The following is a 12,656-nucleotide window of genomic DNA, read 5'->3' on the forward strand; positions in this document are numbered from 1 at the left end:
CCGCCCGGGTCAATGGGTTAGTGGTGGGTGGCGGAGCCTGCACCCTTAGGGATGCGGATGGACTCGACCAGGTCTTGAACGTGCTGTGGCGGTGCTGCGGTGACCGAAGACACCAGGTAAGCCACGATGAAGTTCAGCAATGCGCCGACGGCACCGATAGACAGCGGCGAGATGCCGAATACGTAGTTGGCTGCAGTGTCGGGCAGGTTATTGGTGCCCGGGATAAAGAACCAGCCCTTGTAGACGAAGATATAAACCGCGGTAAAGACCAGACCAACCAGCATGCCGGCAATGGCGCCTTCTTTGTTGATGCGTTTCCAGAAGATACCCATCATGAGTGCCGGGAAGATGGTTGCCGCCGCCAGACCGAAGGCCAGCGCCACAACCTGTGCTGCAAAGCCGGGAGGGTTAAGCCCCAGCCACGTGGCCAACACGATGGCGAATGTCATGGAAATTCGTGCCGCTGTCAATTCGCCCTTTTCGGAGATGTTAGGGTTAATTGACCCTTTGATAAGGTCGTGCGAAATGGCAGACGAAATGGCCAGCAACAAACCCGCCGCAGTAGACAACGCTGCAGCCAGCGCACCGGCGGCAACCAGCGCGATTACCCAGCCTGGCAAAGCAGCGATTTCGGGGTTGGCCAGCACCATGATGTCGTTGTCGACTTTGGTCAGCTCGTTACCCTTCCAGCCTTTTTCTTCGGCCATTTTCATGATGGGCGAATCGGCAGGCGCCTTGTCGTTGTAGTACTGGATCAGGCCGTCACCGTTCTTGTCTTCGATGGCCAGCAAGCCGGTTTTTTCCCAGGTGCGGATCCAGGAGAGCTCGGGTTTGCTGTCGATGTCGGCACGCGAAATGGCAGGGCCGCTGGTGGCGGTGCTGGTAATGGCGGCCGGCCACATGGTGGTGGTCAGGTTAAGGCGTGCCATAGAGCCAACGGCAGGCGCTACGGTGTACAACAAGGCAATAAACACCAGGGCCCAACCCGCCGAAGAACGGGCGTCGGCTACTTTAGGTACCGTAAAGAAGCGGATGATGACGTGGGGCAAGCCGGCGGTACCGATCATGAGCGACATGGTGAACAAGAACATGTTCAACCGATTTGGAGTGTCGGCCGTGTAGGCAGTAAAGCCCAGTTCGGTAACGACCTGGTTAAGCTTGGCCAGCAGGCTGATTTCGCCGCCCGACGGGGCATAGCTGCCAATTAACCCCAGTTGCGGCAGAATGTCGCCGGTAAGGTTGAGCGAGATGAACAGCGCCGGTACGGTATAGGCGATGATAAGCACCACGTATTGCGCGACCTGGGTGTAGGTAATGCCTTTCATGCCGCCAAACACGGCGTACACAAACACAATGGCTGCGCCAATGTACAAGCCCATGTCGGTGGACACTTCGAGGAAGCGGCTAAAAGTAACGCCTACGCCGCGCATCTGGCCAATAACGTAGGTAATGGAGATGATGATAAGGCAGACAACGGCCAGCAGGCGTGCCCCCCCCGAATAGAAGCGGTCGCCGATGAATTCGGGCACCGTGAATTTGCCGAACTTGCGAAGATACGGCGCAAGCAGCAGTGCCAGAAGGACATAACCGCCTGTCCAGCCCATTAAGAAGGCCGATTGCGTATAGCCGCCTGCCGGCGCCAGCGCAATAATGCCGGCCATGGAAATGAACGAGGCGGCGGACATCCAGTCGGCGCCGGTGGCCATGCCGTTAAGCACGGGGTGAACCCCCTGCCCAGCGGCATAGAATTCGGAGGTAGTGCCGGCGCGGGCCCAGAACGCAATGCCAATGTATATGGCAAACGTAAAGCCTACAAAAATAAGATTAAGTACGAATTGATCCATGAATGTGCCCCTTTATTCTTCTACGCCGTGTTCGCGGTCGAGCTTGTTCATCATTTTTGCGTACACAAAAATAAGAACAATGAACACATAAATGGAACCGTTCTGTGCCATCCAGAAGCCCAGATCGGCGCCGCCCACTGAAATACCCATAAGGGCAGGACGCAGAATAATGCCCATGCCGAACGAGCATACAAACCAGATGACCAGCGATATCAGGATGATGCGGACGTTTGCCTTCCAGTAGGCGTCCGATGACGATTTGTCTACCATGCAAAGTACTCCTTGTCGTTATTGTCTTAAGCCGGGCAAACCTACGCGCCCGGCCCCTCCTGCCAGGTTCGCCCGGGGGCGACGCCAAGCCGGCAAGGTAAAGGCTGGTAAACAGGCTTTACCTTGTCGTATCGGCGGTGCTGCAAGCAGCCTGTGGCTTTGACCACACGCTGACGCATACAAAACAACCCCGTGGTTAGGCGGGGTTGAATAGGTATGAATGCTGTAGGGTTTTGGGCGCCGAAGCCGGCGCGCGCAACGAATGGGAAGACCAGGCCGCCGATGGGCCCGAACGATGCAATGGACGGATGGAACAGCCGAAATACGGAATGCTTCCTGCCTGCCATATAGGCACCCCCTTTTGGTGGTAACCCGCTTTTTGCGGGTTGCTTCGGTGTAGCCCGAAGTGTTTGTCTCGTGCTTGCCAGTAATTATTGGTCTGGCTTTTTTTCCGATTCTATACTCATCGGTTTTGTTTGTGTAAGGTTTATTGATATGAATTCGGGAAACCCATGAGGGCCTCAAACAACAGTCGTGAGGGCTGCATGCAACAGGTTTCCCGGGTTATGCTTTCGGTCTTGAGCGGCCTGTGGTCAGGCCATACAGGTGTCCCATGATTTCTCTTTCTGCCATAGAAACGCTGCTGGCGTGTTGTTTTGTGCTGGTGGCCGGTCGTGTCCTTACCAGTCGTGTCGGGGTGTTGGCCCGCTACAGTATCCCCGACCCGGTTGTCGGCGGCATGCTGTTTGCGGTACTGGTGTTTTTGCTAACTGATTTTTCCGGGGTCACGGTGTCGCTCGAGGCCAATATCCGGCCCACCCTGATGCTGATTTTCTTTGGCTGCGTGGGCTTGACGGCCAATCTTAAATTGCTTGCTGCCGGCGGGCCGCGACTGATTGCGTTTTTGCTGGTGCTGGTTCCGTTCGTCATTTTGCAGAACGCGATTGGCCTGGGTATGGCCTGGCTGCTCGATTTGCATCCGCTCATGGGGCTTGTGGCGGGTTCAATTGCTTTGGTTGGGGGGCATGGTACCGGGGCGGCCTATGCCAGCAGCTTTGCCGACGTCAATAACATCCAGAACATCATGGCCTTGGCCATGACGGCTGCAACCATCGGCTTAGTGCTGGGGGGGCTTATCGGCGGCCCGGTGGCCGAACGCTTGCTGAAACGGCACAAATTAAAGGGCAGCTTAGATCCTGCCGATACGGGTGTCGGGGCCAGTAATGCTGCCGCCGGCATCACCGACAGTACCAGTCAGATGCCGCCTGACTCGGGCAGTTATATCGTGTCGCTGACAGCAGCGTTTGTGTGCTTGGCCGGGGGCATTGCGTTGGCCGAACTGGCCCAAGGCTGGCCTGTCAATATCCCCAATTTTTTGTGGTGCATGCTTATTGGTATTGTCATCCGTAACCTGGGCGGCCGGTTGGGGCTAAAACTCGACGACCAGGCGACAGAAATGATCGGCACGCTTTCCTTGTCCATCTTTCTTGGGTTGACCATGATGACGCTGGACGTGGACAGCGTACTGGCCTTGGCCGGCCCGTTGGCCATTATCTTGCTTGTGCAGGCAATTTTTGCCGCCATCTACGCCAGCCTGGTCGTGTTCAGGGCGCTTAAGAAAGACTATGAAGCGGCCGTTATTTCGGCCGCGTTCTGCGGGTTTTCTATGGGTGCGACGGCTACTGCCATCGCCAACATGCAGGCCCTGGTCCGGCGGCATGGCCCGGCGCCCGAATCGTTTATTGTGGTGCCGGTTACCGGGGCCTTCCTGGTCGACATCATCAACGTCACCGTCTTAACGACGTTCTTGTCGTTGCCCTTTGTCGGGGGGCTATAACATGTTCAAGCGACTGCTTCTGGTTGTGGGTTGTCTTTTGCTGGCCGCGTGTGGCCGACAACCCGACGTCAGCACCTTGCGTACTGATATCGGGCAACGACTCGATGCGACTTATGGTGAAGGTGTTTTTAAAATCGTCGAACTCGACCGCAAGGGTTCTGCCACCGACAGTACGGCGCCTGAAGGCGAAGATCGCCGCGTGGTGTATTACGACATTGCGCTCGAATTTGAAAAAGACGTCACCCTCGATGCCTGGGATCGGCCCGGTGTGGCCTCGTTGGTGACGTTGCTGGGTGCCGGCCCACGCAGTATTTCTGGCGTTAAGTCTGGCGGTAACCTGGCCGGTGACCAGATCATTGCGCACGCCAGCGCTATCTATGCCAAAAATGCCGGCGGCCAGTGGGTTTTGGCAACGCCGCCCGGGGTCAGCAATGCGCAAGCGCCTGCTATCGATACCGGTGCGCCACCGCCGGTTTCCCGGCGTCTGCTCGACACGCTCGACGAAATATCCCGTTCGGTGACCCGCAGTAACTCGGGCGCCGGCGAGCGCATTGTGCAGCAAGAGCTGCAGCGCTCTGTTGCGCGCATTAATGGCCGCCTTAGCCGCATGCAGCAAGGCTACCCCTTGGCGGGTGGCCCCGACCGCGGTGAGTACGTGGCCTTTGCCAGTGCGTTGGCTGCATTGGCGCACGACGGTCAGGCAAAAATTACGCCGTTAATCACCGGTGGCAGCGTCGATAACATCGAAATGCTGCGTACCGGTGACGCCGTCATAGCGCTGGCCCAGGCCGATGCTGCCGATATGGCCTACGAGGGTGAAGGTCCGTTCTATTCAAAGGGGCCGTTTACCAACTTGCGTGCCTTGGGCGGGTTGTATCCCGAACTGGTTCATATCGTGGTTCGTGACGACCCGGCCTACCGGGGCGTACGCAGCCTGAAGGGCAAAAAGGTGGCGCTGGGCCCAGCGGGGTCTGCGGTGCGTACAACGCTCGAACATGTGCTCGACGCGCACGGCCTTCAGGCCGGTAAAGATTACACGGCAGTCGATATGCCGTTTACGGCGTCGTTGCCGGCGCTCACCGCCGGGGTTATTGACGCAACCGTGCATGTCATTGGTATCCCGGCTACGCCCCTGCGCGATGCCTTGGCCAAAGCGCCATTAAAACTGTTGCCGCTTGATGCGGCGGCCATCGAGGCATTAGTCGAAGACGAGCCTTCGCTTATGCCGTTGAATATCGCCCAGGGCGTTTACCCCAATCAGACAAAGCCCGTGGCTACGGTGGGTATGGCGGCGTTGTTGCTGACAACCACGGCATTAACCCGCGATGAGGCCATTGAATTGACCCAGCGCGTATTTCAGGCAGGCTACGATCTGTTGGCTTATGGGTCGGCCCAGGGGGCGCAAGTGTCTGCGGCCAGTGCACGCATGGGGGTTACTGTACCGCTGCACGACGGGGCCGACGAGGCCTTGTCGGCGCTGGGTAACCGCCCCTGAGTATAATTTTTACTAATCAAAATTATTAAATTCATTATATTGATTTAGTTTTTTGCCTGGCCGAGAATCTCTTCACTAAAAGTGTTGATCAATTTTTGAAGAGATTTTCGATATGAAGTTATGCCGGTTCTTTCCTGATCGTCTGGGTTTGGTCGAAGGCCAGACGGTTTACGATGTGACGCCCGCACTGGCCTGCGTGCCTCAGGCGACTTACCCGTACCCCTTGGGCGACCAACTGATTGCCCACTTGCCGGCGGTTATGGCCGAAGTACAACGCCTGAAGGCAACCGCGCCGGCACTGAACTTGAACGACCTGGCACTGCTGTTGCCTTTTGCCAATCCGGGCAAAATTATCGCGGCGCCGGTCAATTACAAAAAGCACTTGCAAGAAGTGCTCGACGACCCGAACCTGCATCACAACAACCAGATCAATCATATTGAGCGGGCCGGCCTGTTCTTGAAGGCGCAAAGTTCGTTGGTTGACCCCAGTGTAGGCATTACCCAGGCCTTGCCCGATCGTCGCACCGACCACGAGGTTGAGTTGGTGGTGGTAATTGGCAAAACTGCGCGCAATGTGTCGCGCAAAGAAGCGCTTGATTATGTGGCCGGTTATTGCGTGGGCCTGGATATTACGATTCGCGGCCCTGAAGAGCGCAGTATGCGTAAATCGCCCGACACCTACACGACCCTGGGCCCTTGGCTGACAACAGCCGACGAGTTACCGGATGCCGGTCATCTTGACCTGACACTGTCTGTTGACGACGAACCGCGTCAATCGTCGAATACCTCGGAGTTGATCCTGGGTGTTGCTGCCCTGATCGAGTTTGGTTCGAAGTTTTACACGCTGCACCCCGGCGATGTGATTTTTACAGGGACTCCAGAGGGCGTTGGCCCCGTACGCAGTGGTCAAACCATTCGGGCCAGCGTGCAGCATTTAGGCGAACTGATCGTAAACGTACATTGATTTTTACCGTGTGTTGTCGGGCACAGCGCGCGCCAGACTGGCCGCGCTGTTTATTGGACGCCTACCACTTGATGCCCAGGCCCGTACTGTAAATAGACTGGTTGAGGCCGCTGCGCGAGCCGCTAACTTGATGGCGCGCGTATTTCAGGTATAGCGACAAGGTGCTGTTGACGTTGTATCGGGTGCCAACTTCGCCATTAATTGCAAAGTCGGTTTCGCCGTTAAACGATCGCAGCACTTCGCCGCGCGTGTACAGCTCGATTTCCTGGCCCATAAAGTAGCGTACGTAGTCCCAGCGCAGGCTGGCGGCGTAATCGTCTTCGCTATAGCCGTCTTTATACTTGTAGTGAACCCGGTTCAACAGGGCCGACACAGAAAACGACCCGAGCTCGTCATCCCAGAACTGGTAGCCGGGGCCGGTACCGTATGACACCTGGCGTGTCAGGTCTTCGACCTGGTCGCGTCGGTACGACACCCGGCCTTGCCAGAACGCTTTGCGGCTGATGAAGTGGTCAAGCGAGTATCCTGCACCGTAGTTATAGGTGCTGTCGGTGTCGTTTTCGCGGCTGCGAGTGTAGTCGGCCCCAAGACGATGTCGCCACATGCCATGGCGCAATTGGGCATGAGAATCCAGGGTGTAGTCTTTCGTGTCGGTCGAGGCAAATTTCTGGCTGGCAGCCAAGTCTATGCGACCGCTAAAGCTGGCCTCGTTCAGGAACGGGCGGGGGCGAACGACGCGTTTGATGCTGTCCAGAGCCACGGCCTGACTGACGGGCTCGGCGGCGTCGCCTTGTCGTGCCACACCGTTCAGGGTTACGGTGCCTGCCTCTGCCGCCACCAGCTTGGCCCGGTAGTCCCGTTGTAACGAGGTATCCCGAACGACCAGCGCTGTATCGCTGGACAGGGTTTTGACGTCATTGAAGTTGATGCGTACATTGCCGCTGTAGGCGGTTTCGATGACCAGATAACCGGCATCGAGTGATTTGATTGTGCCTGTAAGGCGGTCGCCGTTATTAAGCCAGACGGTGTCGGCGAAGGCGCTGGATGCAGAGAGCAGGGCGGTGAGTAAAAGTGATTTGGCGTAGTTGTGCTTTTGAAATGACATTAGGGCGTGTGCGTTTTGCCTAAAAATAATAAGCAGTGAAATTATTAGTAAGCAAAACATTGTAGGCGCAACACAATATCATCGCAAATGCGGTCAGTTACTTGACCAGGGCAACAGATTTAACCTGTGCCCAGACAGGCTGACCAGGCTGCAGGCCCAGCATGGCTTGAGCGCGCTGCGTAATACGGGCGGTAAGGGTGATGTCGTTGCAACGTAGTTGCACCAATAGTTGTGACGGTTGGGTGTCGGGCGATACCGAAACCACTTCGCATGGCAGGTGGTTCTGGATGCTGGTGTGCTCGGGCTTGCCTTGTGTAATGCTGACGTCGCGCGCCAGCACAAGCAGTCGCACCTCTTGCCCTACCGTAAGACTGCTTTGCGATACCCAGAAATCTGCCGGCCCAAGGGTGATCCGGGCCATTTGCCATTCGGTATGCAGGCTGGCTACGTGCCCGATCAGTACGCTTCCTGCGTCGTTACCCGCAATAAGGGCGGGCTCGGCATTGCCAAGTACGTCGTGTATAGGCCCCGAGGCAATAACACGACCGTGTTCAAGCGCGACTACATGGTCGGCGAGCCGTTGCAGTTCGTTGGCCGAATGGGTCACGTAAAGCATGGGCAGCTTCAATTGGTCGCGCAGCTTTTCAAGCCAGGGCATGACCTCGTCCCGGCGGGCCTGGTCAAGGGCCGACATGGGTTCGTCGAGCAGCAGAATACGTGGGCCGCACGCCAGCGCCCTTGCAATGGCAACGCGCTGGCGCTCGCCGCCCGACAGCCCCGCCGGGTGCCGTTGCAGCAGGTGGCCTATACCCAAAAGCGTTATGGCGGTGTCCAGCAGGCTGGACGATTGGGGCGTCTGACGTCGCTTTAGCCCAAACTGCAGGTTGTCGTGAACGTTCAGGTGCTCAAACAGGCTGGCTTCCTGGAAGACATAACCCAGCAAACGTTTATGGGTTGGCACAAAAAGCTGCTTGCCGCTGTCTTGCCAGACTTCGTCGCCAATGACTATTTTGGCGTGATCTGGATGCTCAAGGCCCGCGACGCATCGCAACAGACTGGTTTTACCCGAACCCGATACCCCATAAATAACCGTAATGCCTTGCCCCGGCAGCGTCAGGTCGACCTGTAACCTGAACCCTTTTCTGGATAGTTCGATATTGACAAGCAGCGATGAGGTGTCGTGTGGCGTCATGGGTGATGGGCCGGGTCAGGGCAGCACGCGGGCATTGTTTTTGCGCAGGGCGGCCAGCGCAAGCAGCACAATAAAAGAGAACACCAGCATGCCGCCTGCCAGCCAATGCGCCTGGGTGTATTCCATGGCCTCGACATGACCGTAAATTTGGGTGGATACAACGCGTGTCTGCCCGGGGATATTGCCCCCGATCATGAGCACTACGCCGAATTCGCCCACGGTATGGGCAAAGCTGAGTATGGCGGCCGTTAGCATGCCGCTACGTGCTTGCGGAAGCGCAACCGTGAAGAACGCGTTAAGCGGGCTGGCGCCCAGGGTGGCGGCCACTTCCATGGGGCGACGGCCCATGGCCTCGAAGGCATTTTGGATGGGCTGAACCGCAAAAGGCAGGGAAAAGATAATAGAGCCAATGAGCAAGCCGGTGAAGGTAAACGACAAGACACCCCACCCCATGGCCTGCGTGAACTGGCCCAACGGTCCGTTGGGCCCCATGGCAACCAGCAGGTAAAAGCCCAATACGGAAGGCGGCAATACCAGGGGCAAGGTGACCAGCGCATGGATGGGGGCACGCAACCCCGATGCCGTGCGCGTTAGCCACCAGGCCAGCGGCGTAGCAATCACCAGCAGCACCAGGGTGGTTAATGCCGAGAGTTCGAGGGTCAGCCAAATGGCTTGCCGGGCTGCGTCATCAAACATCATGCCGTCAAAGAAACACCATGTCAGGGGGTGGTGCCTAAACCATAACCATAACTGCGAATGACGTCATGGGCGGCTTGGCTTTGCAGAAACTTTAGTAACGCCAGCGCGGCAGGGTTGTTTTTGCCCCGCGCCAGTACGACAGCGTCCTGGCGGATTGGGTCGTAGAGGGCTTGGGGAACAACCCAGCTTGAGCCAGGCTGTGTTTGGCCCGGTGCGCTGACTTGCGATAGGGCAACAAAACCCATGAGCGCGTTCTCGGTGGCGACAAACTGGTATGCCTGACCAATGCTTTCGCCCATAACCAGCCTGGGCTCTAGCTGTTCGTATACGCCGAGGGCTTGAAGCGTTTGCTGCGCGGCAAGGCCGTAGGGCGCCAGTTTTGGGTCTGCCATGGCAATTTTGCCGGTTTGCACTTGTTTCAAGACATCGCCTTTGTCGTCAACGACGGACGGGCGCCGGCTGTACAACACCAGTTTGCCCACAGCGTACGTGGTTCGGGTCGGGGCCAGCGCCAGACCGTCTTCAACAAGTTTTGCAGGCGTCTTTTCGTCGGCGGCCAGCAGAACATCGAAGGGTGCGCCGTTCTTGATCTGGGCGTAAAACCGCCCGGTAGACCCAAATGCCAGTGCCGCCGTGTAACCGGTTTCGGCTTCGAAAAGCGCCGCGATTTTTTGCATGGGCGCGGTAAAGTTGGCCGCAACGGCGACGGCAACCGACTGCGCGGTTGCGGCTTGGGTGCCCGCCAGGGCCAGAAGGGTTGCCGACGCGAGCCGACGAAAGAGTTTCATGGGTATACTCAAAACGCTGAAAATCAGTAGCGCAATCCTATCATTTGCACGCCGCAACACGCTATTTGTGCGTGGCAGCTTATATAAAACAGGGGGAAGTCCATGACATTTGGCAAATTGATACGCTCTATCGCCGCCGTGCTGGCACTTGGCTTTGTGCTGGCTGGTTGCCAAGAAAAAGAAGGCCCCGCCGAGCGCGCGGGTAAAGAGCTTGACAAGGCCGCGGCGTCGGTGGGTTCGGCCATTGAAAACGCCGGGCAAAAAATGCAAGACGCGGCAAAGTAATGTTGCCGGCGTCTGGCGTGGCGCAAGCCACGTAAAAAAGCCTGCCGGGTTCATCAGCCCGGCAGGCTTTTTTTGGGATATCCAGGGGTAGATATCCCTTCATCAACGTGGGGTACGCGCCGGTTACTTGGGCATAATCACTGCGTCAATGACATGAATCACGCCGTTGTCGGTGTTGATGTCGGTCTGGACAACATTGGCGCCGTCAACCATGACTTTGCCGTCTTTAACCGACACGGTCAGCGGGCTGCCTTGTACTGTGGGCACCTGGCCGGGCTTGACGTCAGCCGCCATGACCTTGCCGGCCACAACGTGATACGTCAATACCTTGGTCAAACCGGCTTTGTCTTTAAGCAGGGCGTCAAGCTGGTCTTTGGGGATTTTGGCAAAAGCCTCATCGGTTGGGGCAAAAACCGTGAAGGGGCCCGGCCCCTTCAGGGTGTCGACCAGGTCGGCGGCCTGAACGGCGGTGACCAGGGTGTTGAAAGAACCAGCGGACTTGGCGGTGTCGACAATGTCTGCGGCATGTGCGGAACCCAGGGCAAGGGCCAGTGAGGCACCCATCAGAAAGCGTTTCATCGTTCACTCCTTGTTCGTTGCGAGACGGCGGGGCGGTGTGTGGCTGCCTGTTGCCGTCGCGTCAGGTTGAGTCCGTTTCATATGAACTGGACGAGCCCTTAATTTAAGGTCCCTTTCAGCTAGTGTCCATAGTTTGTGCTAGACAAGGCTAAACAAAACGGTTCAATAGCTGTTCAATATCTCTTAAAAATCAAGCAAGTGAAACAAGATGAATACATCTGTGCTGATGCCGCTTTGTGCCGGTTAACCAAGGCTTGCGCTAACATTCGCGCAAGCCACTGAAATTTTTCTACATGCAGACACTAAAACTTTCCGATCTGATTGCCCTGGGCTTTATGACCTTTGCGCTCTTTCTGGGGGCCGGCAATATTATCTTTCCGCCATTGGTGGGTTTGCTGGCGGGTGACGACATGGGGCCGGCCGCGCTGGGTTTTTTGCTGACGGGCGTCGGGCTGCCGTTATTAACGATTGTGGCGCTGGCGCGGGTGGGCGGCGGTATTGCTGCGCTGACAGCGCCGGTGGGGCGCGTGGCGGGCACCACGTTTGGTGTGCTGGTGTATTTGGCGATCGGGCCTTTTTTTGCCTCGCCACGCACAGCAACCGTGTCTTTCGAAATCGGGTTCTCGCGGTTTTTTGACGTGGGCACCGGACCGTTACTGGTGTATTCGGTTATTTACTTCGCCGTTGTGATGTTGATTGCCTTGTACCCAAGCCGGCTTATCGACAACGTGGGCAAGTTCATTACCCCCGTGCTTATTGCCGCGCTGGTCTTGCTGGGCGCCGCTGCGCTGCTTGAGCCCGCCGGCGACATCGGCGACAGCCGGGGTGCTTATCAAAGCGCGCCTTTGGTTCAGGGCTTTCTACATGGGTATCAAACCATGGATGCGCTGGGTGCGCTGGTTTTTGGCATTGTGATTGTCAATGCCATACGGGGGCGCAACGTTACCGACATACGCTTGCAAACCTATTACGCCATATGGGCTGCAGTCATCGCTGCCGTTGGTTTGGCACTGGTTTATGTGTCGCTTATTTACCTGGGGGCAACCAGTGCCGGGCTGCATCCCGATGCCACGACCGGTGTTCCTGTTTTGGCCGGCTTCACGCAACAAACCTTTGGCCATTTCGGCAGTGTCGTGCTGGCGGCTGTCATTGTGTGCGCCTGCCTGACGACGGCGGTGGGGCTTATTACGGCTTGTGGTGAATACTTCAGCGCGCTGTTGGGTGTTTCGTATCGCAAGGTTGTGGTTCTGTTTTGCGTGTGCAGCATGGTTGTTGCCAATCTGGGCCTCACGCAGTTGATCGCGGTTTCGGTTCCGGTTCTGGTCGGTATGTACCCTGTGGCCATCACGTTGGTGTTGTTAAGCCTGATGGGACGTTTCTGGCGATCGGCGCCTCGCGTCTTTGTGCCTGCCCTGGCCGTTGCGACTGTATTTGGCGTGGCCGATGGCCTGAACGCTGCCGGCTTGGGGGCATGGGTGCCCGCATGGGTTAATGCGTTGCCTGCCGCCTCGTTGGGGCTGGCCTGGTTGGTGCCTGTTTTTGTAGCAGTAGTGGCGGGTGTGTTGTTCGACCGCCTGGCGCCGGCACCCTAAGTGTTT

The 12,656-nt window shown here is 57.2% G+C and carries 12 protein-coding genes; 5 read left to right on the top strand and 7 right to left on the bottom strand.

Annotated elements, in window-relative coordinates; genetic code table 11:
• Positions 1-17: 17 nt before the first annotated feature.
• Positions 18-1,844 (bottom strand): sodium:solute symporter family protein, encoded by a 1,827-nt coding sequence (locus tag GTU67_RS09420; RefSeq protein ID WP_185779824.1) that lies wholly within the window; start codon positions 1,842-1,844, stop codon positions 18-20.
• A gap of 12 nt (positions 1,845-1,856) precedes the next feature.
• A complete protein-coding gene (locus tag GTU67_RS09425; protein WP_185779825.1) occupies positions 1,857-2,114 on the bottom strand; it encodes a DUF4212 domain-containing protein in 258 nt (85 codons plus the stop codon).
• A 613-nt stretch (positions 2,115-2,727) separates the two neighbouring features.
• On the opposite strand from GTU67_RS09425, the gene gltS reads away from it, so the two are divergent.
• From gltS to GTU67_RS09440, 3 genes are all read left to right on the top strand, one after another.
• A complete protein-coding gene (gene gltS / locus GTU67_RS09430) occupies positions 2,728-3,951 on the top strand; it encodes a sodium/glutamate symporter (RefSeq protein WP_185779826.1) in 1,224 nt (407 codons plus the stop codon).
• 1 nt (position 3,952) lies between these two features.
• Positions 3,953-5,446 (top strand): TAXI family TRAP transporter solute-binding subunit, encoded by a 1,494-nt coding sequence (locus GTU67_RS09435; protein WP_185779827.1) that lies wholly within the window; start codon positions 3,953-3,955, stop codon positions 5,444-5,446.
• Positions 5,447-5,558: 112 nt separating this feature from the next.
• The gene (locus GTU67_RS09440; RefSeq protein WP_185779828.1) at positions 5,559-6,410 is read left to right on the top strand and encodes a fumarylacetoacetate hydrolase family protein; all 852 of its coding nucleotides are present in this window, start codon (positions 5,559-5,561) and stop codon (positions 6,408-6,410) included.
• A gap of 61 nt (positions 6,411-6,471) precedes the next feature.
• Here GTU67_RS09440 and GTU67_RS09445 read toward each other — a convergent pair whose 3' ends face one another.
• The 4 genes from GTU67_RS09445 to modA form a co-directional block, all read right to left on the bottom strand.
• On the bottom strand, positions 6,472-7,515 hold the full coding sequence (locus GTU67_RS09445) for a DUF481 domain-containing protein (protein WP_185779829.1): 1,044 nt from the start codon (positions 7,513-7,515) through the stop codon (positions 6,472-6,474).
• 97 nt (positions 7,516-7,612) lie between these two features.
• A complete protein-coding gene (gene modC / locus GTU67_RS09450; protein WP_185779830.1) occupies positions 7,613-8,707 on the bottom strand; it encodes a molybdenum ABC transporter ATP-binding protein in 1,095 nt (364 codons plus the stop codon).
• 15 nt (positions 8,708-8,722) lie between these two features.
• The gene (gene modB / locus GTU67_RS09455; protein ID WP_430459007.1) at positions 8,723-9,406 is read right to left on the bottom strand and encodes a molybdate ABC transporter permease subunit; all 684 of its coding nucleotides are present in this window, start codon (positions 9,404-9,406) and stop codon (positions 8,723-8,725) included.
• A gap of 20 nt (positions 9,407-9,426) precedes the next feature.
• Positions 9,427-10,194, bottom strand: a complete 768-nt coding sequence (gene modA / locus GTU67_RS09460; protein WP_185779831.1) for a molybdate ABC transporter substrate-binding protein — start codon at positions 10,192-10,194, stop codon at positions 9,427-9,429.
• A 102-nt stretch (positions 10,195-10,296) separates the two neighbouring features.
• On the opposite strand from modA, the gene GTU67_RS09465 reads away from it, so the two are divergent.
• Complete coding sequence (locus tag GTU67_RS09465; RefSeq protein WP_185779832.1) at positions 10,297-10,479, top strand: hypothetical protein; 183 nt, start codon at positions 10,297-10,299, stop codon at positions 10,477-10,479.
• A 123-nt stretch (positions 10,480-10,602) separates the two neighbouring features.
• Here the strand turns inward: GTU67_RS09465 and GTU67_RS09470 are convergent, their stop codons facing one another.
• The gene (locus GTU67_RS09470) at positions 10,603-11,058 is read right to left on the bottom strand and encodes a fasciclin domain-containing protein (RefSeq protein WP_185779833.1); all 456 of its coding nucleotides are present in this window, start codon (positions 11,056-11,058) and stop codon (positions 10,603-10,605) included.
• A 293-nt stretch (positions 11,059-11,351) separates the two neighbouring features.
• Here GTU67_RS09470 and brnQ point away from each other — a divergent pair, with 293 nt between their 5' ends.
• Positions 11,352-12,650, top strand: coding sequence for a branched-chain amino acid transport system II carrier protein (gene brnQ / locus GTU67_RS09475; protein WP_185779834.1), 1,299 nt, complete (start codon positions 11,352-11,354; stop codon positions 12,648-12,650).
• Positions 12,651-12,656 lie beyond the last annotated feature (6 nt).

The organism is Pusillimonas minor (assembly GCF_014237865.1).
In the GTDB taxonomy this organism is placed as follows: Bacteria; Pseudomonadota; Gammaproteobacteria; order Burkholderiales; family Burkholderiaceae_B; genus Neopusillimonas; species Neopusillimonas minor.

Excerpts from the sequence above, each read along its gene's own strand:
- GTU67_RS09420 (WP_185779824.1), bottom strand. The coding sequence starts at position 1,844 with ATGGATCAATTCGTACTTAATCTTATTTTTGTAGGCTTTACGTTTGCC.
- GTU67_RS09425 (WP_185779825.1), bottom strand. The coding sequence starts at position 2,114 with ATGGTAGACAAATCGTCATCGGACGCCTACTGGAAGGCAAACGTCCGC.
- gltS (WP_185779826.1), top strand. The coding sequence starts at position 2,728 with ATGATTTCTCTTTCTGCCATAGAAACGCTGCTGGCGTGTTGTTTTGTG.
- GTU67_RS09435 (WP_185779827.1), top strand. The coding sequence starts at position 3,953 with ATGTTCAAGCGACTGCTTCTGGTTGTGGGTTGTCTTTTGCTGGCCGCG.
- GTU67_RS09440 (WP_185779828.1), top strand. The coding sequence starts at position 5,559 with ATGAAGTTATGCCGGTTCTTTCCTGATCGTCTGGGTTTGGTCGAAGGC.
- GTU67_RS09445 (WP_185779829.1), bottom strand. The coding sequence starts at position 7,515 with ATGTCATTTCAAAAGCACAACTACGCCAAATCACTTTTACTCACCGCC.
- modC (WP_185779830.1), bottom strand. The coding sequence starts at position 8,707 with ATGACGCCACACGACACCTCATCGCTGCTTGTCAATATCGAACTATCC.
- modB (WP_430459007.1), bottom strand. The coding sequence starts at position 9,406 with ATGATGTTTGATGACGCAGCCCGGCAAGCCATTTGGCTGACCCTCGAA.
- modA (WP_185779831.1), bottom strand. The coding sequence starts at position 10,194 with ATGAAACTCTTTCGTCGGCTCGCGTCGGCAACCCTTCTGGCCCTGGCG.
- GTU67_RS09465 (WP_185779832.1), top strand. The coding sequence starts at position 10,297 with ATGACATTTGGCAAATTGATACGCTCTATCGCCGCCGTGCTGGCACTT.
- GTU67_RS09470 (WP_185779833.1), bottom strand. The coding sequence starts at position 11,058 with ATGAAACGCTTTCTGATGGGTGCCTCACTGGCCCTTGCCCTGGGTTCC.
- brnQ (WP_185779834.1), top strand. The coding sequence starts at position 11,352 with ATGCAGACACTAAAACTTTCCGATCTGATTGCCCTGGGCTTTATGACC.